This window comes from Bacteroides sp. 4_1_36, from assembly GCF_003466325.1.
Classification (GTDB): domain Bacteria; phylum Bacteroidota; class Bacteroidia; order Bacteroidales; family Bacteroidaceae; genus Bacteroides; species Bacteroides uniformis.
This window is the reverse complement of sequence record NZ_QSOX01000012.1, coordinates 129,407-153,608: the sequence shown is the minus strand read 5'-3', so window position 1 is coordinate 153,608 and position 24,202 is coordinate 129,407. Positions and strand designations below refer to the sequence as shown.

Sequence of the window (24,202 nt, the reverse complement as noted above, 5' to 3'; positions counted from 1 at the left end):
AGAGGGGGATAGGACGAATCTTTCATTCATTGGGACGCATTTTTTATCGTTCGTTGGCAAAATGGCCTATATTTGAGGTCTAAATAATAGAGCGATGAAGAACACGAATCTGAAGAAAATGCTGATAGCTTTTATATGCCTGATATGTTTTTTCACTTGTTATGCACAAACAATCGGGGAGCACTATTATCTTAATAGTCTTACTATCCGGGACGGGCTATCTCAAAATACAGTATACGATATTCTACAAGATAAAGCCGGCTTTATGTGGTTTGGAACCAAAGACGGTCTAAACCGCTATGACGGTTCGTCATTTAAGATATTCAAATATGATAGGACAGATGAGCATAGTCTTGGGAACAACTATATACTTGCTCTATATGAAGATGTGGAAGGCAATATTTGGGTGGGTACGGATATGGGATTGTATATATATTATCCGGAAAGAGATGTTTTTGAGCCTTTCAAACAGTTAAGTGATGAAGGTACTACCATAGATAATGCTGCAGCCATGATTGTTGGAGACAAAAATGGAGATGTATGGATTACGGTAGAACGCCAGGGTATATTCCATTATAATTTGCAGACAAAGGCATTAAGGAACCATACACTTAAGGAGTTCCCTTTTTTGACTTCGAATGTACATTGTGTTGTTTTTGATAACAGTGAAACGATTTGGATTTATGGAAACGGATTGTTCTATTCAAAAGACGGACTCAAGACGATTCATCCTTTTGTCTCTTCTGATGGTAAGAAGGTCTTTGAAGGTGATCCGCTCATGAAGGTACTGCCGGGGGCTTATAACTGCTTTTACATAGCTTCTGTCGGTGGAGGTATAAAGGAAATGAATCTTAGTTCGGGAAAAGTCCGCGATTTGCTGTTGACAGATGAGACGGGGGAACGGATATGGTGCCGTGAGTTGATGTCTTTTTCTGACGATGAATTATGGATAGGATGTGAGTCTGGGATCTATATTTATAATCTTCGAACAGATAAATATGTGCATTTGAAAAGTTCTATGTATGATCCGTATTCACTGTCGGATAATGCAGTTTATTCTTTGTGTAAGGATTGCGAAGGTGGCGTTTGGATAGGCTCTTATTTTGGAGGTATCAATTACTATCCGCATTCATATACTTGTTTTGAAAGATATTATCCGAAGGGAGTGAATGATGGCTTACATGGGAAACGGATACGTGAGTTCTGCCAGGATAGTCAGGGAAAGTTATGGATTGGAACAGAAGATGGTGGATTGAATAGGTTTGATCCGGTGACGAAGGAATTCAAGTTCTTTACTCCGAGTCTTGGTTTTACAAATGTGCATGGGTTGTGTTCGGTAGAGAATGAGCTTTGGGTAGGAACTTTTTCCAAAGGACTGAAGGTAATTGATACCCGTACGGAAACTATTGTAAGGTCATATCAATATGACGGCGGCCCACATTCCTTGAATGACAATAATGTTTTTGCTATTTGCAGGACTGCTGCAGGGGACATTTATATTGGGACAGGATGTGGCTTGATGCGTTATAACAGACAAACGGACAGTTTTGATATAATTCCGGAATTAGTAGGAATATTTGTGTATGACATTAAGGAAGATACCAGTGGAAACTTGTGGTTGGCTACATATGTTTGTGGGGTTTTTCGTTATGATGTCAGTAAGAAAGAATGGAAGAATTATGTACACAATGAAAAAGATGAAAAGAGCCTTTCCAACAATAAGGTTCTGAGTGTTTTTGAAGATTCACGCCGGAATGTCTGGCTGACTACCCAGGGAAGAGGAATCTGTCTGTTTCATCCGGAAACAGAAAACTTTACACGCTATGATACCGGTAATGGATTGCCGAATGATGTGGTTTACCAAATTGCAGAAGATGAAGACGGGGTATTCTGGTTAACGACGAATAATGGTTTAGCCCGTTTTGATTTAACTTCAGGAGCGGTAAAAGTATATACGACGGCGAACGGGTTGCCGAGTGACCAATTCAACTATCGTTCCAGTTTTAAAGATAAGGACGGTACTATCTATTTTGGTAGTATTGACGGTTTTGTCGCCTTCAATCCAAAGACATTCTCGGAAAATAAATATGTTCCTTCTGCCGTCATTACCGATTTTCTCCTTTTCAATAAAGAGATGCGGGCTGGTGCTGAGAATTCGCCGTTACAGGAAAGTATTACTTTCTCGGATAAGTTGTTACTCTGTGCGGAGCAAAATTCTTTTTCTTTCCGGCTTGCTGCTTTGGGGTATCAGGCTCCGAAGATGAATAAACTGATGTATAAGTTGGATGGTTTTGATAGTGAGTGGTTGACTGTAGGGGAGAGTCCGTTGGTGACTTATTCTAACCTGCATTATGGAGATTATACGTTTCGGGTAAAGGCAGGCAATAGTGATGGAATATGGAATGAAGAAGAGACGACTTTACATATCCGTATTCTGCCGCCTTTCTACCTTTCTGTTTGGGCATATGTCGTTTATGCATTACTGTTCTTGATTTTCTTTGCCTATCTTTATCTCTATCTGAAGCAGCGGAATAACAGAAAACAACAAAGGCAGATGGAAAAGTTCGAGCAGGAGAAAGAACGTGAAATCTATAATGCAAAATTCGATTTCTTTACGAATGTGGCACATGAGATACGTACTCCTTTAACTTTGATTAAAGGACCCTTGGAAAATATCATTCTAAAAAAAGATGTTGATGCGGAAACTCGTGAGGATCTGAATATCATGGAACAGAATACGGAACGCTTACTGAATCTGACGAATCAGTTATTGGATTTTCGCAAGACTGAAAGTCAAGGATTCAGTTTGAATTTCACTAAATGCAATATAACGGAAGTAGTACAGAAGACACATTTGAGATTTACTTCTCTTGCCAAACAGAAAGGACTGGATCTCACTTTGAAAATACCTGAACGGGCTTGCTACGCGCATGTCAATAAAGAAGCTTTTACCAAGATACTCAGTAATCTGTTGAGCAATGCCATGAAGTATGCAGAGAGCTATGTACAGATTTTCTTGGAAATGGATATGGCTGTGGAGAATGGAATATTCCATATTCGGACAGTGAATGATGGGCCTATCGTACCGGATACAATGAAGGAGGAAATATTCAAACCATTTGTACGCTTTAATGGGGAGGAAAATGGAAAGGTGACTTCTGGCACAGGTATTGGACTGGCACTTTCCCGTTCTTTGGCTGAACTGCATCGGGGAAGTTTACGAATGGTGGAGGGAGAAGACGCAAATATATTTTGCCTTACTCTGCCACTCACCCAAGATAATGCTATTACGATGGAATCTGGGGATGTCAGTAATATGGAACCTTCTGCCGAACTTCAGGCGAAGTGGGAGGAGCTTAAAGAAAATAATGAAAACAGATATACTGTATTGGTAGTTGAAGATAATCCGGAAATGCTTTCTTTCGTAAGTAGGCAGTTGTCGCATGAGTATATCGTTCTGACAGCTGTCAATGGAGAAGAGGCTTTGCGTATATTGGATGAAAATTTTGTGAACTTGATTGTAAGTGATGTCGTGATGCCACTAATGGATGGCTTTGAGTTATGCAAGACTGTAAAGTCCAAATTGGATTATAGTCATATCCCCATCATCCTATTGACAGCTAAAACTAATATACAGTCTAAAGTAGAGGGGTTGGAGCTAGGAGCTGATGCATATATTGAGAAGCCTTTCTCACCGGAATATCTTTTGGCTGCGATTGCCAGCTTGATTAAGAATAGAGAAACGCTACGTCAAACTTTTGCCAAGTCTCCCTTTGTGGCTGCCAATACAATGGCGTTGACAAAGGCTGATGAGGAATTCATTAAAAGGCTGAATGAAATAATTCTTTCTAATCTTCATAGTCCGGAGTTCAGTATGGAGGATATGGCTGAAATGCTGAATATGAGCCGTTCTAATTTCTATCGGAAAATAAAGGGAGTACTTGATTTGACTCCTAATGAATATTTGCGTATAGAACGCCTGAAGCGTGCAGCCCAATTGTTGAAGGATGGTGAAAATCGGGTCAATGAAATTTGCTATATGGTAGGGTTCAATTCTCCTTCTTATTTTTCCAAATGTTTCTTAAAACAATTTGGGGTATTACCTAAAGATTTTGTGGACTGAAGTGGAAGGTCTCAGGGTAAAGTATGTATTTTCAATAAAAAATAAATATCAAAAATCGGAATATTATGAAATGTATAGTTAACAAACTATTTATCGGTGCACTGTTCCTTTTGGGCGCCTTGGTTTGCAGTTGTCAAAACACAACGGAAAATACGGTAGAGAGCAGTGTAGAGGGAAAAGACACACTAGGATTTAAGTATATTGATATTGTTCATATCACACATACTGATTATGGCTATACTGACCATGCATTGATTGCTGTTGATTTGCATAAACGTTTTATTGATGTGGCATTGGATTTGGCATTGAAGACCAAAGATGAAATTCCGGAGAATCGGTTTGCATGGACAGTAGAAGCGTTAGATCCATTTTACTCATGGTGGAATTCAGCTTCTGAGGACAGACGGGAATCAATGCTAGACATGATTGAAAACAAACAGATTGGAATCAATGCTATGCCTTTTCATATACACCCTTATGCCAATAAGGAACAATGGGATGAGATGTTTGACTGGATTCCTAAAGATATGTGGTCTCAATTGGATATTGAAGTGGGTATGCAACATGATGTGAATGGTTTCCCACGTGCAGCAGCAACAAGGTTACTTGACCGTGACATACATTATATCTGGACTGGCATTAATCCGCATTGGGGTGGTTCTCCGGTAGAGCAACCTGGTGCTTTTTGGTGGAAAATGCCTGATGATAGAAAACTTTTGGTTTGGTCAGGATATCCTTATTGGCAAGGTTATCTTTTCTTTGCGGAAAAGGAGTGGCGTTTACAACAGCGGGAATATGCCAATACGCAAACATCATGGCCGCGCAATGGTAATATTCTACAGACTGATGATGTATCTATGCATGGAGCATATGATGTGTGTGTGAAACGCTTGAAGGATTTGAGAGAAAAAGGGTACGATTACCCCTTCCTTACATTGACTTTTACCAATGAGTGGAGATGTGATAATGATGGTCCTATGCCACAGTTGCTTGCTTTTATCAAAAAATGGAATGAGATGGGTTTCAAGCCTATGTTGCGTATGAAAACAGCAGGTGAGGCGATGAGGAATATAGAAAAGGAGATTGGAAATCAATTGAGAACTTTCGAAGGTGAGTGGCAAGATTGGTGGGCTTTTGGTGGTGCAGCTATGCCACGCGAGATGGAAGTGGCACGTCGTGCTGTTTACCATACAAAAGCGATCAGTTCGCCAGTATGGGGAGAACTGAATAGTGGAGCTAAAGATGAATTGAAAGAGATTAACCGTTTGTTATGCCGTTATTTTGAACATACATATGGTTCTAATGAGACTTCAGAGGCACCTTATAGTTTATATACGCAAGGACAGCTGAATGAAAAGAATGGTTTTGCTTATCGTCCGTGGGAGCGGGGAAAATATTTACTGGCACAACTGGCACGTAATAAGTTCGCGCAGGCAGATGCTGGTTTGTATGTTGTTAATGCGGCAAATGCATCTTATACAGGATGGGTTAAACTGGATGTTACCGGTTTTAGGGAGGTAGACTATAAATCTGTACGAAACTTGGAGAATGGAAAGTCATATCCTTTGTTTAAAGAGGGAGATTATGTTTGGCGCTGGGTAGTTGATGAGAATCTTAATACTAGTCGTGAGGCGATTCCCGGAGGAACTGAGGCATGGTTTTGGGTATCTGATATGCCGGCTAATTCGTTTACTCGTTTTGCACTTGATACCTCGGAGGTAGAGATTATTGATAAGAAAATAGATTTGCCGGAGTTATTTTTTGATAAGAACGGTTGGGTGACATCTGCACGCTGGAAAGGTATGGATGAACCGTTGTTTACGGAAGGGCTTGCCGACTTCATGGTAGTACACTTCAATGATATGGACAGATGGTCTCAAGGTGATATCTATATGCATATGGATGAAGCACAACGTATAGAGAAGTTCAATGAGATTACTAGAATGGAGTGGGCAAAACCGAAAAGTAAGGCTAAAGTGAGAGAAACACCTTATTCATGGATTGTTTCGCAGGATATGGAACATCCAAGGGTGAAGAATATGAACCGTCAGGTTGAGATTTTCAAAGAGGTTCCGAGAGCGAAGGTTAATATTTTCTTTGACAGAATTTCATCAATAGCACCAGAAGTATTCTATGCTAAGTTTCCTTTTCCTCAGGATTGTAGACAACCGGTTGCTACCAATGGAGGAATTCCTTATGAACTGTACAAAGAACAAATACCTAACTCATGCAAGGACTTTTTTGTTATAGACAGCTGGGTGAAATATGAAGCGGAGGATGGTGCACGGATCTGGTCGTCAGGAGACGTTCCAATTGTCAGTTTTGGAGGACATCATATGGGGATGCGATTGCAGGATGCTCCTAAAAAAGAAAATGAACTTTATGGTATGCTTTACAATAACTTATGGGTAGTTAACTTCTGTGTAGATTCTCCCGGTGAAATGAATTTTGAGTTTGATTTGACATACCGTGAAGGGAAACAGTCTGTTGAGCAGCTCACTGATATGGCTGATTCGTATTATATTCCGATGTCTATTGTGAATACTCCAGAGGCACTGGAAGATCCGGTAGTCCATAAATATTTGAATACACCCCAACGTTTGACGTCGGGATACTGACTAAGACTATGTATGGACTGTAAGGGAGCTTATGTATTGGTATAGAAAATATCTGGTATAATTTTAATATCATGACAAATAATGACATGTAGTAAATTCTTTTTGGTCTTGCTGATGCAGGTGTTTATACTTTCTTCGTTTGCTAATGGTAATGAGATAACTTTTTCCTCTTTGTTGCAGGAGATGACCAACCGTGAGTCATTGGTTGATTATCCATCTCCATATTACACTGTGCGGCAGTTCAGCAGTTATGACCGTTTCTCAGATCATGCAGTGAAAGGTTCTTATGACTGGTTTGCTAATTGGGATTTTAGCCAGTTTCTTCGTACGGAAGAAAAGGATGGACGTAGGGAATTTGTTATGTTTGACGCAGAAGGACCTGGTGCTGTAGTACGTATATGGATTACGGTGGCCAACTATAATGATAACGGTATATTACGTTTTTATTTGGATGATTCGGATATACCAGCTATTGAAGGTGAGGTACTGAGTCTTATCAGTGGTCACTTTCTGGCAGATGCGCCTATATCTACGTCTGTATCTCCTTTGACTCCTTATAAACAACGGGGACATGATTTGTATTTACCGATTCCTTATGCAAAGCATTGCAAGATTACTTATGAAACTCCTGGTATCACTGCAGCAGGGAATCGTCCACCCGGAGAGAACTTCTTTTATAGTGTAAACTATCGCACATATGATAAGGGAAGTATTGTAAAAACATTTACTTTGGATGATTTGAAAAAGGAAGCTGATGTACTTGATGGTACACAGAGAGAACTGATGGAACAACCTATTCTTGAAGGAAAATATCAAAAAAAAGTATCTGGGGATAAGGCTATTACGAATTTATCGGGAGAGAATCGGATTGTTCTAGAGGGTGGAGGAGCTATACGTGGTATACAACTTAAACTATCTGCTGATGATTTGGCTCAAGCTTTACGTTCCGTGATACTTAGAATTACTTTTGATGGTAATCAGACAGTTTGGTGTCCGGTTGGTGATTTTTATGGAACGGGTAATCGTCTTTCGCCTTATAGTTCGTTTTATACTACTGTAAGCAAAGATTCTATGATGACTTGTTATTGGGTGATGCCGTATAAAGATAAATGTGAAATTTCTCTGGAGAATTTGAGAACTGAAGTAGTGAGTACATCTCTTACTGTTTATTCGTCTGATTGGGAATGGAATGAGAGAACCATGTATTTCGGCGTAGGCTGGATGGAATATCATCGTAAATATACAGGGTTACATAAGAGTATCAATGGGACATTGGATGCAGAAGACATAAACTTTGTAACTTTAACTGGTCAAGGTGTTTATGTTGGTGATGCTATAACAATCTTTAATACAGTTGGTGATTGGTGGGGTGAAGGGGATGAAAAGGTATATATTGATGGAGAAAGTTTCCCGTCACATTTTGGGACCGGGACGGAGGATTATTACGGTTATGCTTGGTGTATGCCAAATTTCTTTGAACATCCTTTTATTGCCCAACCCGATGGCACAGGAGCTTATCAGCCTGGACACGTGGCAAATTTGAGATATCGTGGGTTGGATGGCATAACGTTTAAGAAATCTCTTGTTTTTGATATGGAATTTTGGCATCAGAGTGCGACATATGTCAATTACGCACCGACTACTTATTGGTATATGCTTCCGGGAGGAAAAACGAACCGGAAACCAGAAGAAAAGATGGCTGTAATTGATATAGCGAAGCATAAGAATGACCTGGTGAGTAACTCTGTTGACAAAAATGGAAAAGTGGAGGGAGAATTTATGAATATTTCTGTAACTGGTGGCATGGAACGAACGCAGTGTATTCCTGAGATGAATTGGAGTAATGGAGTACAGTTTATATGGAGAGAAAGTAGGAAAGGAGATTGTGCTAATTTAGGTTTTGTGGTTGATGAGGGAGGAAAATATTCGGTAAAGTGCAGGTTTACGATTGCCCCAGATTATGGTCGCTTTTCTGTTGAGGTAAATGAAAGTCCGGTTCTTCCCTCTGTTGATACTTATAATTCAAAGTTGAGCATGATGACAGTTGAACTAGGTATATTGGAGCTGAAGAAAGGGGAGAATTTCTTGAAACTTGTACAGCTGGATAAAAATGAAAAGGCAGTTAATTCATTGATAGGATTGGACTATTTGACTGTAGAAAAGGTAAAATAGTCTCAGGATATAAGATGTGAAATAGTTTGGAATGGGATTGAGACTTTTGTATTATTTATTGGGACATTTATTATATGCTAAATCCTTTTTGCAGGTTAATTTTGTGGTCAGTAACTGTTTGAGTATTTAATTCTAATAAATCAATTCTAATACTATGTTTATCATTGAAAATTATTCGTTGGCAGTAGTGTTTTGTTTTATAACAATGCTGTGTTGGGGGTCTTGGGGCAATACCCAGAAGCTGGCGGGCAGTCGTGTCTGGCGATACGAACTCTACTATTGGGATTATGTAATAGGTGTGTTACTTTTGTCACTTCTGGCTGCGTTTACAATGGGGAGCGTAGGGGAATTGGGACGAGGTTTTGTTGATGATTTGTTGCAGGCTGACGCATCTAATCTGGCTTCGGCTCTTATCGGGGGTGTCATATTCAACCTTTCCAATATTCTACTTTCTGCCTCTGTTTCTATTGCAGGTATGTCTGTGGCCTTTCCATTGGGAGTAGGGCTGGCTTTGGTTCTGGGAGTATTCATTAATTATTTTAATGCACCGCAAGGTAGTCCGGTATTCCTTTTCTTAGGAGTTCTGCTGGTGATTGTGGCGATTGTCTTTAATGCTTGGGCCTATAAGAATATGGGAAAAGGTGGGGAGCAACAAAAAACAAAAGGTATTGTGATAGCTATAGTGGCAGGTATTATGATGTCTTTCTTTTTCCGCTTTATTGCAAGTTCTATGGATTTGCAGAATTTTGAATGTCCTGAAGTCGGTAAGATGACCCCCTATACAGCAATGGTGATTTTTTCTATTGGTATTTTCACCAGTAACTTCATTTTCAATACAGCCGCCATGAGGCGTCCTTTTGTCGGTACATCTACATCTTATGGGGATTATTTTGCTGGTAGTTTCCGTCTGCATGCTGTAGGAATATTGGGTGGTATAATCTGGGGTATTGGCAATCTGTTCAGTTTGTTGGCTACGGAAAAAGCCGGTGCAGCCATTTCATATGGATTGGGACAAGGTGCTACGATGGTGGCTGCATTCTGGGGCGTATTTATTTGGAAAGAATTTGTGGGAGGTCCTAAAATAAACAGAACTTTACTGACATGTATGTTCATTCTGTTCTTGTCTGGAATCGGTTTGATTATTTATGCGGGACTTTAAATGGTAATTTATATATCTAATGATGAAATGGAAAAATGTAAGAAAATAGTTGTGGTCGGTAGCACGAATGTTGATTTGATTGCCCGCGTCAGTCACCTGCCTGAACCGGGTGAGACAATAGGAGATGCAGAATATTGCCTTTCATATGGAGGCAAAGGAGCTAACCAGGCAATTGCTGCTGCCCGGTCAGGAGGACATGTCTCATTTATTTCTTGTCTGGGAGATGATGCCTATGCAGATACACTTATAACCTCTTTTGTAGATAGTGGAATTGATGTGGATTATATTCAGAAGTGTGTGAGACACTCTACTGGGATTGCTTTTATTTTTGTTGCGGAAAATGGAGAGAATTGCATTGCTGTGGCTCCAGGGGCAAATAATTTATTGCGAGGAGAAAGAATGGATACTATTCTTCCAGTTATAAAAGAAGCGGATGCATTGGTGCTGCAGCTGGAGATTCCTTATGAATCGGTGATTTCGTTGATTGAGTATGCTCATACTGTTGACACTAAAATCATTTTGAACCCAGCTCCGGCCAAGCAGATACCTTCTTATATCCTGGAGAAAGTGGATATTCTTATTCTGAACGAGACTGAGGCTATGCTTATAGCAGGACAGTCATTGGACTTTTCGGAACCGATAGGTATTGCTCGAAGTCTATTGAGAAGAGTAGGACAAGTCGTAATTCTGACATTGGGAGAAAAGGGGTCGGTTATTGTTTCGGATGAGATGGAGAAACAGATTCCTTCATATGTAGTGAATACAGTAGATACGACAGGAGCTGGTGACACGTTCTGTGGTGCTTTTGTAGCTCAGTGGGTGGAAGGAGTAGATTTACAGGATTGTGTACAGTTTGCAACAGCAGCTGCTGCTTTGTCTGTCACAAGAATTGGAGCGCAAGTTTCGATTCCTTATCAAAAAGAAGTAATTGAATTTATGCGCAATAGAATACTATAGGCTATTGGATTTGCAGAATACTTATGAGATAATATTATGAAAACAATCGGAAAAAAATTAGTTATTGTATTAATCTTGTTTTTGGCTGGAGGAACAATGACTTCTTGCCACCAACAATCTTCGTCAGTTACAAATACCATGTCTACAAGCCAACTTTTGGATAAAATAAAAGGAGGATGGGCAGGACAAACCATTGGAGTTAGTTTTGGCAGTCATACGGAGTTCAGATATCAGGGAACATTTATACAAGATTATCAGTCTATCCCATGGCATGAAGGCTATGTACAAGAGTTAATGGATTCTTGGCCCGATTTGTATGATGATATTTATATGGATTTGACATTTGTAGATGTATTGGAAAGAGTTGGACTAGACGCTCCTGTTGATTCTTTTGCCATTGCATTTGCGACGGCAGACTATAATTTGTGGCATGCTAATCAGGCTGCTAGATACAATATTTTACATGGGGTAAAGGAGTCTGGGCATTGGTTGTTTAATCCCCATGCGGATGATATAGATTATCAGATTGAAGCTGATTTTGCTGGCTTGATGAATCCAGGTATGCCAAATTCTGCTTCTGAGATTAGCGATAAGATTGGACATATTATGTGTTATGGTGATGGTTGGTATGGTGGAGTATATGTGGGTGCGATGTATAGTTTGGCTTTTATATCAAATGATATTCAGTATATTGTGGAGGAAGCTTTGAAAACCATACCTATTGAAAGTACATTCTATCAATGTATTTCGGATGTAATAAAATGGCATAAACAATACCCGGATGATTGGAAACAGACATGGTTTGAATTGCAGAAACATTATTCGGAAGAAGTTGGATGTCCTGATGGAGTTTTTGTACCATTAGATATTGATGCAAAGATAAATGCAGCTTATATTGTTCTTGGTTTGTTGTATGGTAATGGAGATTTTACTAAAACAATGGAAATATCTACACGTGCTGGGCAAGATTCTGATTGTAATCCTTCTTCTGCCGGTGGTATTTTAGGTGTGATGCTGGGCTATAGTCAGATTCCGGAATATTGGATGCAAGGTTTGAGAGGAGCAGAAGCCAAGAAATTTAAATATACTTCATTGAGTTTAGATGATTTATATGCTATTAGTTATAGACATGCTCTTCTAATGATAGAGAAAAATGGAGGGACGGTGTTTGACAATCAGGTAATGCTACCGATACAAAAGCCTACTGCTGTACGTTTAGAACAATGTTTTGAAGGAGTGTATCCGCTGGTTAAGAAAGGATTGAACTGTACAGATATTGATACTTTATCTTTTGACATAGATGGGGTTGGTTTTGTAATTAGGGGTGAGGCGATTCGTAGGGACTATAGTCAACCGGATGATATTATAAAAGCAAAACTTTATATTGATAATCATTTTGTAGAGGAAGCTGAGTTTCCAACAAGTTTCCGTTATCGTCGTTTAGATCTTTTCTGGAATTATCAATTGCCCAATGGAAAACATAATATCAAGGTAGTGGTTGATAAACAGAATGTTAATGCATTATTGCGTTCATGGGAATATATTGTGTATTCTGATAAGAAACAACAAAGTTCCTATTAGTTCTGTATAGGAAAAAAATTCTATTTTTTTCTCCTTAAGGGGATGTTTATGGTATTTAATGAGACATTTGTTTCATCGAAATACTGTTCTATAGTCTACTTTTGCTCTTAGTAATAGGTATGGGTAAATTACTATATCTACTTCTTTGTTGAACTAAAAATATGGTATTTAAAATTATGAAAAACAAAAGCGTTCGAACAGAAATTCAAAAGAGTTTTCTTTGGAATTTTAAGTTGTATGCATTTATAGGGTGTTTGGCATTTCCCTTGAATGTATTAGGTGAATCTGTTTCCTTTGACACTGACAATGTTGCTTTTATGTCTCCTTCTCAAAGGATTAAAGTTACAGGTATCGTAAAGGATGAGGCTGGTATTACTCTTCCTGGTGTAAATGTTGTAGTAAAAGGAACAATTATCGGTACGATTACTGATGCTAATGGACAATTTACATTAGAAGCTCCTAGTGACGGTGTATTGTTGTTTACTTATGTTGGCTTTGGAAATCTTGAACTGCCAGTTAATGGAAAAGAGAATCTGGAAATCATAATGAAAGAGGGAGATACTCAATTGGAAGAAGTTGTGGTGGTAGGGTATGGTACTCAGAAAAAGGTCAGTGTAGTAGGATCTATATCCAACATTGCTCCTAAAGCTATTAAGCAAACTGCAACCACTTCACTACCAAATGCGCTTTCTGGTCGCATGCCAGGTATTATAACACGACAGACATCTGGTGAACCAGGATTTGATGCAGCGTCTATTTATATTCGTGGTATTGCAACTTGGGGAGAAAAGGCACCTTTGGTTTTAGTAGATGGTATTGAGCGGTCTATAAGTTCAGTAAATCCAGATGAAGTCGAAAGTTTGTCTGTACTTAAGGATGCTTCGGCAACTGCTGTTTATGGTGTGAAAGGTGCTAATGGCGTTATTCTGATTAATACAAAGAGAGGTAAGCAAGGTAAGCCTCAAGTCTCGTTCCGAACAGAATCTGCTATTCTTTCCAGCTTGGCCGAGCGTAATTATATTGACGGTTATGAATATGCCTCATTAATGAACGAGGGATTGGCTAATGTGGGCAAGGCTCCTCGTTGGTCTAATGAAGAGTTGGAGAAATTCCGTACAGGTTCAGATCCTTATTTATATCCGAATGTGGATTGGATAGATAAGGTTCTTAATAAAAATTCATATCAGACAATAAACAATTTGAGTGTAACTGGCGGTAATGAAATAGTACGGTATTACGTGAATTTGGGATATTCAATGCAGACAGGTATATATAAAACGGATAAAAGTAATCCTCATAATACGAATGCAAAAGTTTCCAGATATAATTATCGTTCTAACGTAGATATAAACTTGACTAGAGACTTGGTTGTAGAGCTGGGTGTTGGTGGTATTATTGATGACCGTAATTATCCGGGTGCTGGTGCAGCAGGTATCTTTAATGGTTTACGTGATACTGGACCTATTGCATTTCCTGTGACGAATCCGGATGGAAGTATCAGTGGTCTGCCTACGTATATCGGCTCTAATCCATGGGGACAATCTACGCAAACGGGTTACTCTGATGAGCATTTGACTACTATACAATCTACAGCAGGTTTAACCTGGGACTTATCTCGTTTAGTAACAAAAGGACTATCGGTGAAGGGGCATTTCTCTTTTGACTTTTATCACGCAAACAAAGCATTGAGATATAAGGAATTTGGTATAAAGCAATATATTGGCAAGAATGAACAAACTGGAGAAGATCAATATATTACACACCGGGACGATAAGGCAATGGGGTATAGTATCGAACAAAATTCAAATCGTGCTATCTATATGGATTTTTCGGTAAATTATCAACGCACATTCGATAAACATTCTGTTGCAGGTATGTTACTTTTAAATCGTCGACAATATGATAATTTGTCTGCTGGGACTTCTATTATGAATTTACCTTATCGAAGTCAAGGTTTGGCGATGCGCGCGACTTATGACTATGCACAGCGATACTTTATAGAATTTAATGCGGGCTATAATGGATCAGAGAACTTTCCGAAAGGAAAGCGAATGGGCTTCTTCCCTGCTATATCTTTAGGATGGTTAGTTTCTGGAGAATCTTTTTGGAAAGATAATTTAGTAAGCAATTTGAAATTAAGATTTTCACATGGAGAAGTTGGTAATGACCAAATTGGTGGTGATCGTTTTTTGTATTTGACAAAGATGGATCAGAATTGGGAACAAGTGTACTATTTTGGACAAGATCAAATTAGATGGCCCGGTATTATTGAATCTAAGATTGGCTACAACAATGTTACTTGGGAAACTGCGGTTAAAACGAATTTAGGACTTGATTTAGGTTTGTGGAAAGACCGTTTTAGTTTACAGATGGATTTTTTCTATGAAAAAAGAAAGGGTATTTTAATGCAACGCCAATCTGTACCAACGGGAGCAGGTTTCTTGGCTGCAAGTGTTTTATGGGGTAATTTGGGAAAAGCAGAAAATAAAGGCTTTGATGCATTGTTGGAATTTAAAGATCGTACTTCTTCCGGATTGTTCTATTCATTACGCGGGAATGTAACATTTGCTCGTAGTAAAGTACTTGAAAATGATAAAGCCGATCCACTCTATTCAAATTTGTCCGAGATAGGACATCCTATCGGTCAACCGTTCGGTTTGGTAGCTGCTGGATTTTTTGAATCAGAAGAAGATATTGACAATTGGTATGACCAGTCTTTATTGGGTGGACGTCCAATACCGGGAGATGTGAAATATAAGGATATCAATGGAGATAATATTATTGATTCAAATGACCAATGCGCAATAGGTTATACTCGTGAACCAGAATTGGTTTTTGGATTTGGTGGTACGATTGAATATAAGGGATTTGATTTGAGTGCCTATTTTACAGGTGCTGCTCGTACGAGTACTTTCTTCGAAGATCGTACTTTCTGGCCATTTGCTAGTGGTATGGGCTTTTTCAATGTATTCAAGGAAATTTATGACAATCGTTGGACACCTGAAACTGCTGGTGCAGCAAAATATCCGGTGGTTACGGATGGCTTTAATGTACAAAGTATGCGGCGGTCGACGGTTTGGCAGAAAGATGCTAGTTATTTGCGTTTGAAGAATCTGGAAGTTGGCTATACTTTGCCAAAGAAAGTTGTAAGTAAATTGAAGATCAATAATCTCAGAGTGTTTGTAAACGGAACTAACCTTTATACATGGGATAAGATTAATCACACAATTGATCCGGAATCTGATAATTGGTATCCTATTCAACGGGCTGTGAATTTTGGACTTGCAGTGGATTTTTAAAAAGTAGAACGATTAAACTTGAGCGAATATGAAACGTATTAATATAGTTTGCATCACTTTGTTGATGATATTATTGGGAGTAAATACTTCATGTGCTGATTACTTAGATAAAGCACCTGATGAAGATTTGACCCTTGATGATGTGTTTACACGAGAGAATTATGCAGAGCAATTCTTATCATCCATTTATTGGAATATGCCCTGGGAATTGAATTTCACGAATGATTGGGGGCACAATCCATTCGTTGGTGCGGCAGATGAGCTGGATTATCCTTATACAAATTGTTTTGCCTACTTCATGAATAATGGGTCCTGGACACCTGATAATGTTTTAAAAGATATTTCCAATATGGCATACCAGGGTATTAGAAAAACGAATATCTTTCTTGAAAATGTAGCTAAGGTTCCTATGGATGAGTCAAAGCGTGCCGGTTGGATTGGAGAGGCTACTTTCTTACGTGCATTTTTTCATTTCCAATTATTGCGTATTTATGGGCCGATACACATTACAGAGAAAGTATTTGATCCCAATGAAGATTTTTCAGAATTGTGTAAACGAATGCCGTTAGATCAGTGTGTAGATTTTATTACTAACGAGTGTGATAAGGCTGGAGGTATGCTGAAAATGAAAGAAGGAGCAGACAGATATGGTCGTGTGACAAAAGCTGCTGCTATGGCATTAAAGGCGAGGGCTTTACTTTATAGGGCTAGCCCCTTGTGGAATGGTAATCCTGATTATGCAAACTTTACAGATAAAGAAGGAAATCACTTGTTCCCCCTCTCTTATGAAGCGGAACGTTGGAAGATTGCTGCCGAATATACCAAAACATGTATAGATGAAATGGAAAAGGCAGGTTATGGGTTGTATTATGCACCGTCAGGTGACCCAATGGAGAATTACCGTTACTTGTTTGTAGAGAACTGGAATAAGGAGATTATTTTTGCAAAGAATGTGGCGATTTATGACCAGATGGAACGTGCTGCCGCTCCGCTCAGTTTAGGCGGTTGGTCAGGCTTATGTCCTACTCAGGAGCTTGTTGATGCATATGAAATGGCAGATGGTACAACTCCTATTTTAGGATATAATGCTGATGGTAGTCCAATAATTAATTCTGAATCAGGATATTCTGAAGAAGGGTTTACGGAAGAGGCAGATGCAGAGGGGTATTATCCGGAAAATACTTTTAATATGTTTGTAGACAGAGAACCGAGATTCTATGCAACAGTTACTTATAGCGGTGCTTACTGGAGAGGACGTCAGATTGATTTCCGTATGGGAGCTCCTGATGGACGTACTGGTGGACCTGACTATACAACTACTGGTTATCTGATGCGTAAGTTTTTGGATGAGGATGGTGTAGATATTTTAAGAGGAGTTTTTGTAAATAAGACATGGAATTATTTCCGTTTGGGGGAACTTTACCTCAATTATGCAGAAGCATTGAATGAGGCTTCTGGTCCGGTGGATGATGTCTATAAATATGTAAATTTGATTCGTAAACGTTCGGGATTGCCAGGGTTGAAGGCAGGTTTGTCTCAAGATGAAATGAGACAAAAAATTAGACGCGAACGTCAAGTGGAATTAGCTTTGGAGACTCATCGGTATTTCGATTGTAATCGTTGGAAGATAAGCGATCAGGTAAAAGCGGTCCATGGTATGGATATTGGTGCCCGTGATAATAGTTTCTTTAAACGTACTTTGGTTGAGGAAAGAGTATTTGAGGCACCTAAGCACTATTTGTGGCCGTTCCATCAAGATGAAGTTAATAAGAATCCTGATATTTTTGTACAGAATCCGGGATGGGGTGGAATTAATTGATAGCTGAATTTGAACTTAATCAAAGAGGTTCGGTAGGCATGTAAAGTATTTATATGAAATTCATATACTTATAAGTATGAAAAAGGTGATATTATTGTTCTTGTTATACTTTAGCTCTTCTCTTTGGGGACAGTCAAGGGATGTCACAGAGTACGTTGATCCTATGATTGGAAATTCTGATTCGAGATGGATGCAATTTCCCGGACCAGCTATGCCATTCGGAATGGTAAAGCTTAGTCCGGACAATCAGGGGAATGTATGGAGAGGTGGTTATGAGTATAAAATTAATCAGATCATAGGTTTTAGTCATATACATAGTTGGACGATGGGGGGCTTACTGACCATGCCTGTTACCGGACCTCTGAAAATTAAGCCGGGAGAAGAAAACGAACCTGATAGCGGCTACCGCTCCCGTATTAATCATAAAAATGAGAAAGCTTCTTTATCATATTATTCAGTCCTTTTGGATGATTATAATATAAAAGCGGAACTAACTTCTACAACACGTACGGGGTTTCAAAGGTATACATTTCCAAAATCGGATAGTTCCCGTATTTTATTTGATTTGGAGAATGGTTCGGAATATCCATATGAAGTTAGATGGGCTTCTATATCCAAAGTCAGTGATTATGAAATAGAAGGTTTCTCTACCCAATCGTCGTATGATGAGCCAACCAATCTGCTGAATGATTATACAGTATATTTTGTTGCTCGTGTCGATAAACCGATGAAATCTTTTGGAACATGGGTCAATGGGTATGTGGATACTACTTCAAGCATTTGTTGGGGAAGACATGATATCGGTGCTTTTATGAATTTTGATACGGAGGAGGGTGAGATTATCCAGCTTAAGACTGCTATATCGTATGTGAGTATTGAACAAGCACGAAAGAATTTGGAAGTGGAGTCTGGAGGCTTTGGCTGGAACTTTGATGCAGTCCGTAAATATGCCGTTAATGAATGGAGAAAAATCTTAAGCACCATTGAAATTGAAGGAGGAACTGAGGAAGATAAACGAAAGTTCTATACGAATTTATATCGTTCTTATTGTTCAAGGACTATTTTCAGTGATGTGGACGGTCAATATGTTGATATGTATGAGCGAACACAACAATTGAAAGATCCTGCTTCGCCTATTTATGGCTGTGATGCTTTTTGGAATACTTTTTGGAATCTCAATCAATTGTGGGCACTTGCTACTCCAGACATTATGAATAAGTGGGTAGAGTCATTATTGGAGTATTACAGAGTGGGTGGATGGTTACCCAATGGACCTCCGGGAGTGGAGTATTGTGATATTATGGGAGCTCAGCATGAGATACCTCTTATGGTGAGTGCATATCAGAAAGGTATTCGTAATTATGATGTAGATAAAGCGTATGAAGCTGTTAAAAAGACCTTGACAACACAGGGAACAGCACTTTCTTCTGGTGGTATTGTAGGCAATAGGCATTTGGATGTTTACTTGAAGTATGGATTTGTGCCTTATGGTGAGAAATCTCATCATAATGTCTTTGGAACTACCTATGAGGGGCCAACTTCTAATACATTGGAGTACGCTTTTGATGATTGGAATGCGGCACAATTTGCCAAGGCTCTTGGCTATGAAGAGGATTATGATTATTTTACAAGACGTGCTTATAATTATAAAAATGTTTTCGATTCGGAAACGAAATATGTCCGGCCGAAATATAGTGATGGAACGTGGATGCCGGATTTTGAACCTATTAATAAAGATGAGCATTCTACCAGTTGGTCGTGGCTGGGCTCTGGATTTGTAGAAGGTAACTCGTGGCAATATACGTGGATGGTACCTCATGATATGAATGAGTTGGTTAAGATGATTGGTAGGGAAGAATTTAACCGTCGGTTAAATGAAGGATTTGAAATTTCTTCTGAATACAGTTTCTCTCCTCCGGGTGATAGGTTCAGTGCGGCTTATGTGAATCACGGTAATCAACCGTGTATGCAGGCGGCTTTTCTGTTTAATTATTCTGGAAAGCCTTGGTTAACGCAGTACTGGGCACGAGAAATGATGAATAAATATTATGGCTCGACCCCTATTCATGGTTGGCCGGGTGATGAAGACCAGGGACAAGGTGGAGCTTGGTTTGTAATGGCTGCAATGGGGCTGTTTGAAGTGAATGGAGGAGGCTGTGTGGAGCCTTTTTATGAGATTAGTTCGCCATTATTTGAGAAGGTAACCATTCATTTGGATGAAAAATACTATAAAGGTGGTAAGTTTGTAATTGAAGCAAAAAATGTGTCCAATGAGAATCGGTATATACAATCTGCCAAATTGAACGGGAAGAAACTTTCTAAACCTTGGTTCTATCACTCTGAACTGGTAAATGGGGGGGAACTGGAGTTGATAATGGGGAAAAAGCCTAATTATAAATGGGGAAGTAGGCCGCAAGATGCTCCACCTTCCATGTCTTCCAATACCCAGTAAAAAATCAATATGTGTATTGTTTAATTGATTAATACATTAAGAATGAAAAAAATAAATTTGATTATGTTGTTCTTTTTGAGTATGTTCGCAACTTTAGATGGTCATACTCAAGTGAGGGGTGGAGAACTAGGAGGGTTGACTACTATTCAAGAAGGTGTCCGTAACCGTAGAATAAGTAGTGCCGATAAAACGGGGAATAATAATGATAATGTAGGTCCTATAAAACCAGGAGAGAAATGGAGTGTTGATATTCCGGGTACTGGTATTATTAACCATATTTGGTTTACTATTGCCCCGATGCATATTATGAGAAATGATCTCATATTCAGGATATATTGGGATGGACGGTCTACTCCTTCAGTAGAGTCTCCGATTGCTGCTTTTTTTGGAAATGGATGGGACGAGCATTATGAATATGCTACACTCCCATTGGCAGTTGGTCCTACAAATGGGACTGGTTTGGTTTCTTATTTCCAGATGCCTTTTGCCAATGGTGCCCGTTTAGAGATAGAGAATCAAAGCGATATAAATATTGATTGCATCTATTTTTATGTAGATTATGTAGAAATGAGAAAATTGCCGGTGGGTTCAGGACGTTTCCATGCATGGTATAATCATGAATTGACGGAAGCTTTACCAGAAGGTGAAACCGAATGGGGATTGGTAGGACCAATGGGTAATAATGTGGACGGTGCTAATAACTATCTGTTTGCTGATATAAAGGGTAAAGGACATTTTGTAGGGATAAATTATTATGTCCATTCTCCTTCAACAATGTGGTATGGAGAAGGAGATGATATGATATTCATTGATGGTGAAGAAAAGGCATCTTTGTTAGGTACGGGCACTGAAGACTTTTTTAATACTTCGTGGTGTCCGAAGACCTTGTTCAATCATCCTTATTATGGTTATGCAAGGGTTAATAATGACAATGGTTGGTTGGGAAGAACGCATGTGTATCGTTTCTTTGTGGCAGATCCGATTTATTTTGAGAAATCGTTAAGAGGGACAATAGAACATGGGCATAATAATAATTTGACACTGGATATTAGTAGTGTGGTATACTGGTATCAATCAGAAGCTGGAGTTCTACCTCCTGCTCCGACCAAAGAAGATAGAAGGCCTAAAGCTTTTATTCGTGATCAGGATATACATAGATGGAGGCATGAGTGGCGAAAGAATTTGGGTAATGGTGCCAAACTGTGGGGAAATGAAACTCAAGTTGGGGGATAATTCGATAACGTTCTATCTATGAGATTCAAATAAACATGATAAACAAATTTAAGATGATTATGAAATTTAAGATTGTATGGGTATTGGTGATGATGCTATCTCTCCATGGCTATTCTCGGGAAAAGTATGGTGATAGTTTCTCTTTTGCAAGGTCTGGAACGGATATTCTTGAAGTAAGGAAAGGAAATTTATCGGTAGGAGCGTCCACTGTGGCATCTTCTTCCAAAGGGAAGCATTCTTCAGCCAAAGCTGTAGACGGTAGTTTGACTTCTTTCTGGCAATCTAGCCAGTCTGCCGGATGGATTGTAGTAGATTTGAAAACCTCTTATTCATTGACTAGCATTTGTCAGGTATTTCATGAATCGTCTGTTTGGAAATTCAAGGTAGAAGGCTCTGTTGATAAAGAGAATTGGTTGCTGTTGGTAGATAAGACGAAAGGAGCTTCCGGTGATGTTTTTGCAGAAAGTGTGAGTGGCGTGTACCGTTATGTAAAATTAACTGTCCTTGAGTCTAAAGATGGTTTTCTGCCTTCTTCGAAAGAATTTGTTATAAATGGAACAAATGCGGATAAGAATATTGCTTTAGGTAAGCAATGCACTAATGTGGTGCTGCAAAAGGATCATAATCCGAATGATGCTTTGGATGGAAATATGTCAACCTATTGGATTGCTGATAATGAGCAGTTTCCCCAATCTTTGACTGTTGATCTGGAAGAGGTTTGTACGTTATCCGGAATTCAGCAAATCTTTAAAGACCATGATAGCTGGAAGTTTAAGATTGAAGGTTCCAATGATGAATTGCACTGGGCTGTTTTGGTTGATAATACAGATGGTATTAGTGGATTTGATTTCAAAACTCCGGTTTCAGGAGAATTCCGTTATATTAGACTGACTATTTTGGGCTCAGCGAAGGGATATTGGGCACACAGTTGTGAATTTCGAGTTTTTGGAACAGAAAAAGATGTGGTTTCTTTAGGCGGTCGGGAACTTGAGGATTTGGCCTTTAATGCTTTAGCTGCCACTTCTTCGTTTTGCGACAATAATCATACTCAGAAGAAGGCCTTTGATGGTGACAATACTACTTTTTGGTATGCGGACAATAATGCTTATCCGCAATGGTTATGTGCGGATTTAGGTTTGCCATGTGATGTTCGGAATATAAAACAGACTTTTGTGGAAAAAGATGTTTGGTCCTTTATTATTGAAGGGTCAAATGATAATAAAAAATGGGACTTATTGGCAGACTGTCGTTCGGGTATTGCCGGTACTGAGTACGTAAAAGAATTGAATGGTGTATATCGGTATATCAAATTAACTATATTGGATGCCAAAAGTAAAAGTAGAGCAGGTAGCCGTTCGTTGGTCATTAAGGGGTTTGGTTCACCACGTAATGCAACGTGGTGGGAAGAGACTTCTGGTATGACAAGGTATTACCCCAAATACTATCGCCAAACGCTTAACTCTATAAAAGACAGTTTGGATATATTGCAGGCACAAGGTTATCGTAATATTGAACTTTCGGCTATATATGAAGGTGATCCTAGTGTGTGGGGAGGGCTTGGAGCTACAAATAACTATGCCATAGACCCGTCTATTGGAACATTGGAAGATTTTGAGGACCTTCTCCGTGAAGTACATGCACGGGATATGAGGCTGACTTTCTTTGGAAATGTTGGTTATTGTTGGTATAAAGCTCCTTTCTTTGAAAAAGCATGTGATGATCAGCGTAATGGTGTATATAGTAAGGAGAGGAACTGGTTTCATTTCAGTGATAAGAAGTTGAATGACAATTGGTTTTGGAGTGACAGAGCCCAGGCTTATTACTATTCGTGTTGGGGAAACTCGGATGGGGCTGAAGGACGCATTCCAAGCTACAACTTTAACAATTGGGAGTGGCAGGAAGAGTGTCGGAATTATCTGGACTTTTGGGCAGATAAGGGGGTGGATGGAATACTTCTGGATGCTCCTGAGGTCTATGATGGTATTACTGACGATATTATCAATGAGTCTATTATAAAAGTTTTAAATCGTAGAGGCATTCTAACTAATGCGGAGGGAGCTTCAAATATTGAAAAATGGATTAGCAGGTTTGATTTTAAACTAATTCAAGGTTTTGATATGTATGGTTGGGGCGGTGGAAAAAGAAGTGAGGTCTTAAATGCCAGAAGAAATCAGAACCCATGTGAATTGAATGGAAAGTTGAAGAGTTATAGAGACCGTATTGTGGCATTGGGGGCAACAACTATTACTCCACCAATGTGGGAGATTCCAGCTACTAATGAGGAGCGCCTTTTTGAATTGGCTTATTTAATTTCCATGGGGACAGTAGTAATAAACCATTATGGTGATCATCATTCGGATTATATAGCCCAATTAATTCTTGATAAGTGGCCTCAAAAGGACCAGAAGAAGTTTTATGATTTAATCAGGTTGCAGAATGGCTATAACGGGTTGGCTCCCATGGGACAGCGCACTTGTATTCCTTCAAATGATGATAGTAAGTATACTGTCTTTAAACGAAGCAATAAAGATGGGAAAGTTTCGGCCCTAGTCATTATGAATTTCCAGAATAGTACGGAAACCATTTCTGTGAATTTGAAGAATACGGGTATCTTGCTGGGACAAACTCCTCTAAATCTATTGGATGGAGATAATATACCACCTGTATTGTCTGAGGACTATCATATTACATTGCCTCCTTATGGGTATATGATACTCGGTATTCAAAATGAAGAATAAGATGTGAGAATTTCTTCTGTATAATATGTGGAGAACTACTATTATAAAAAG

The 24,202-nt window shown here is 39.1% G+C and carries 11 protein-coding genes; all 11 read left to right on the top strand.

The window, feature by feature from the left end:
• Positions 1–109: 109 nt before the first annotated feature.
• The 11 genes from DXD65_RS13025 to DXD65_RS12975 all read left to right on the top strand — a co-directional run bounded on the left by DXD65_RS13025 (position 110) and on the right by DXD65_RS12975 (position 24,151).
• Complete coding sequence (locus DXD65_RS13025; protein WP_199670740.1) at positions 110–4,123, top strand: two-component regulator propeller domain-containing protein; 4,014 nt, start codon at positions 110–112, stop codon at positions 4,121–4,123.
• A gap of 65 nt (positions 4,124–4,188) precedes the next feature.
• Positions 4,189–6,741, top strand: a complete 2,553-nt coding sequence (locus DXD65_RS13020; protein ID WP_005830794.1) for a hypothetical protein — start codon at positions 4,189–4,191, stop codon at positions 6,739–6,741.
• An 81-nt stretch (positions 6,742–6,822) separates the two neighbouring features.
• Positions 6,823–8,913, top strand: coding sequence for a glycoside hydrolase family 172 protein (locus DXD65_RS13015; RefSeq protein ID WP_005830792.1), 2,091 nt, complete (start codon positions 6,823–6,825; stop codon positions 8,911–8,913).
• Positions 8,914–9,067: 154 nt separating this feature from the next.
• Complete coding sequence (locus DXD65_RS13010; protein ID WP_005830790.1) at positions 9,068–10,072, top strand: GRP family sugar transporter; 1,005 nt, start codon at positions 9,068–9,070, stop codon at positions 10,070–10,072.
• Positions 10,073–11,029, top strand: coding sequence for a ribokinase (rbsK, locus tag DXD65_RS13005; protein WP_005830788.1), 957 nt, complete (start codon positions 10,073–10,075; stop codon positions 11,027–11,029).
• Between the two features lie 36 nt (positions 11,030–11,065).
• Positions 11,066–12,610, top strand: coding sequence for an ADP-ribosylglycohydrolase family protein (locus DXD65_RS13000; RefSeq protein WP_005830786.1), 1,545 nt, complete (start codon positions 11,066–11,068; stop codon positions 12,608–12,610).
• A 176-nt stretch (positions 12,611–12,786) separates the two neighbouring features.
• Complete coding sequence (locus DXD65_RS12995; protein ID WP_198136114.1) at positions 12,787–15,909, top strand: SusC/RagA family TonB-linked outer membrane protein; 3,123 nt, start codon at positions 12,787–12,789, stop codon at positions 15,907–15,909.
• Positions 15,910–15,937: 28 nt separating this feature from the next.
• The gene (locus tag DXD65_RS12990) at positions 15,938–17,728 is read left to right on the top strand and encodes a RagB/SusD family nutrient uptake outer membrane protein (protein ID WP_008662530.1); all 1,791 of its coding nucleotides are present in this window, start codon (positions 15,938–15,940) and stop codon (positions 17,726–17,728) included.
• A gap of 76 nt (positions 17,729–17,804) precedes the next feature.
• Positions 17,805–20,180, top strand: coding sequence for a GH92 family glycosyl hydrolase (locus DXD65_RS12985; RefSeq protein ID WP_117887710.1), 2,376 nt, complete (start codon positions 17,805–17,807; stop codon positions 20,178–20,180).
• 42 nt (positions 20,181–20,222) lie between these two features.
• Complete coding sequence (locus DXD65_RS12980; protein WP_005830778.1) at positions 20,223–21,413, top strand: glycoside hydrolase family 172 protein; 1,191 nt, start codon at positions 20,223–20,225, stop codon at positions 21,411–21,413.
• Between the two features lie 53 nt (positions 21,414–21,466).
• Positions 21,467–24,151, top strand: coding sequence for a discoidin domain-containing protein (locus tag DXD65_RS12975; protein WP_008662537.1), 2,685 nt, complete (start codon positions 21,467–21,469; stop codon positions 24,149–24,151).
• The last annotated feature ends 51 nt before the right edge of the window (positions 24,152–24,202 follow it).

What these genes read in the sequence shown, in the direction of transcription:
- DXD65_RS13000 (WP_005830786.1), top strand. Translation starts at nt 11,066, where the DNA reads ATGAAAACAATCGGAAAAAAATTAGTTATTGTATTAATCTTGTTTTTG.
- DXD65_RS13020 (WP_005830794.1), top strand. Translation starts at nt 4,189, where the DNA reads ATGAAATGTATAGTTAACAAACTATTTATCGGTGCACTGTTCCTTTTG.
- DXD65_RS12995 (WP_198136114.1), top strand. Translation starts at nt 12,787, where the DNA reads ATGAAAAACAAAAGCGTTCGAACAGAAATTCAAAAGAGTTTTCTTTGG.
- DXD65_RS12980 (WP_005830778.1), top strand. Translation starts at nt 20,223, where the DNA reads ATGAAAAAAATAAATTTGATTATGTTGTTCTTTTTGAGTATGTTCGCA.
- DXD65_RS12990 (WP_008662530.1), top strand. Translation starts at nt 15,938, where the DNA reads ATGAAACGTATTAATATAGTTTGCATCACTTTGTTGATGATATTATTG.
- DXD65_RS13010 (WP_005830790.1), top strand. Translation starts at nt 9,068, where the DNA reads ATGTTTATCATTGAAAATTATTCGTTGGCAGTAGTGTTTTGTTTTATA.
- DXD65_RS13015 (WP_005830792.1), top strand. Translation starts at nt 6,823, where the DNA reads ATGACATGTAGTAAATTCTTTTTGGTCTTGCTGATGCAGGTGTTTATA.
- DXD65_RS12975 (WP_008662537.1), top strand. Translation starts at nt 21,467, where the DNA reads ATGATTATGAAATTTAAGATTGTATGGGTATTGGTGATGATGCTATCT.
- DXD65_RS12985 (WP_117887710.1), top strand. Translation starts at nt 17,805, where the DNA reads ATGAAAAAGGTGATATTATTGTTCTTGTTATACTTTAGCTCTTCTCTT.
- rbsK (WP_005830788.1), top strand. Translation starts at nt 10,073, where the DNA reads ATGGTAATTTATATATCTAATGATGAAATGGAAAAATGTAAGAAAATA.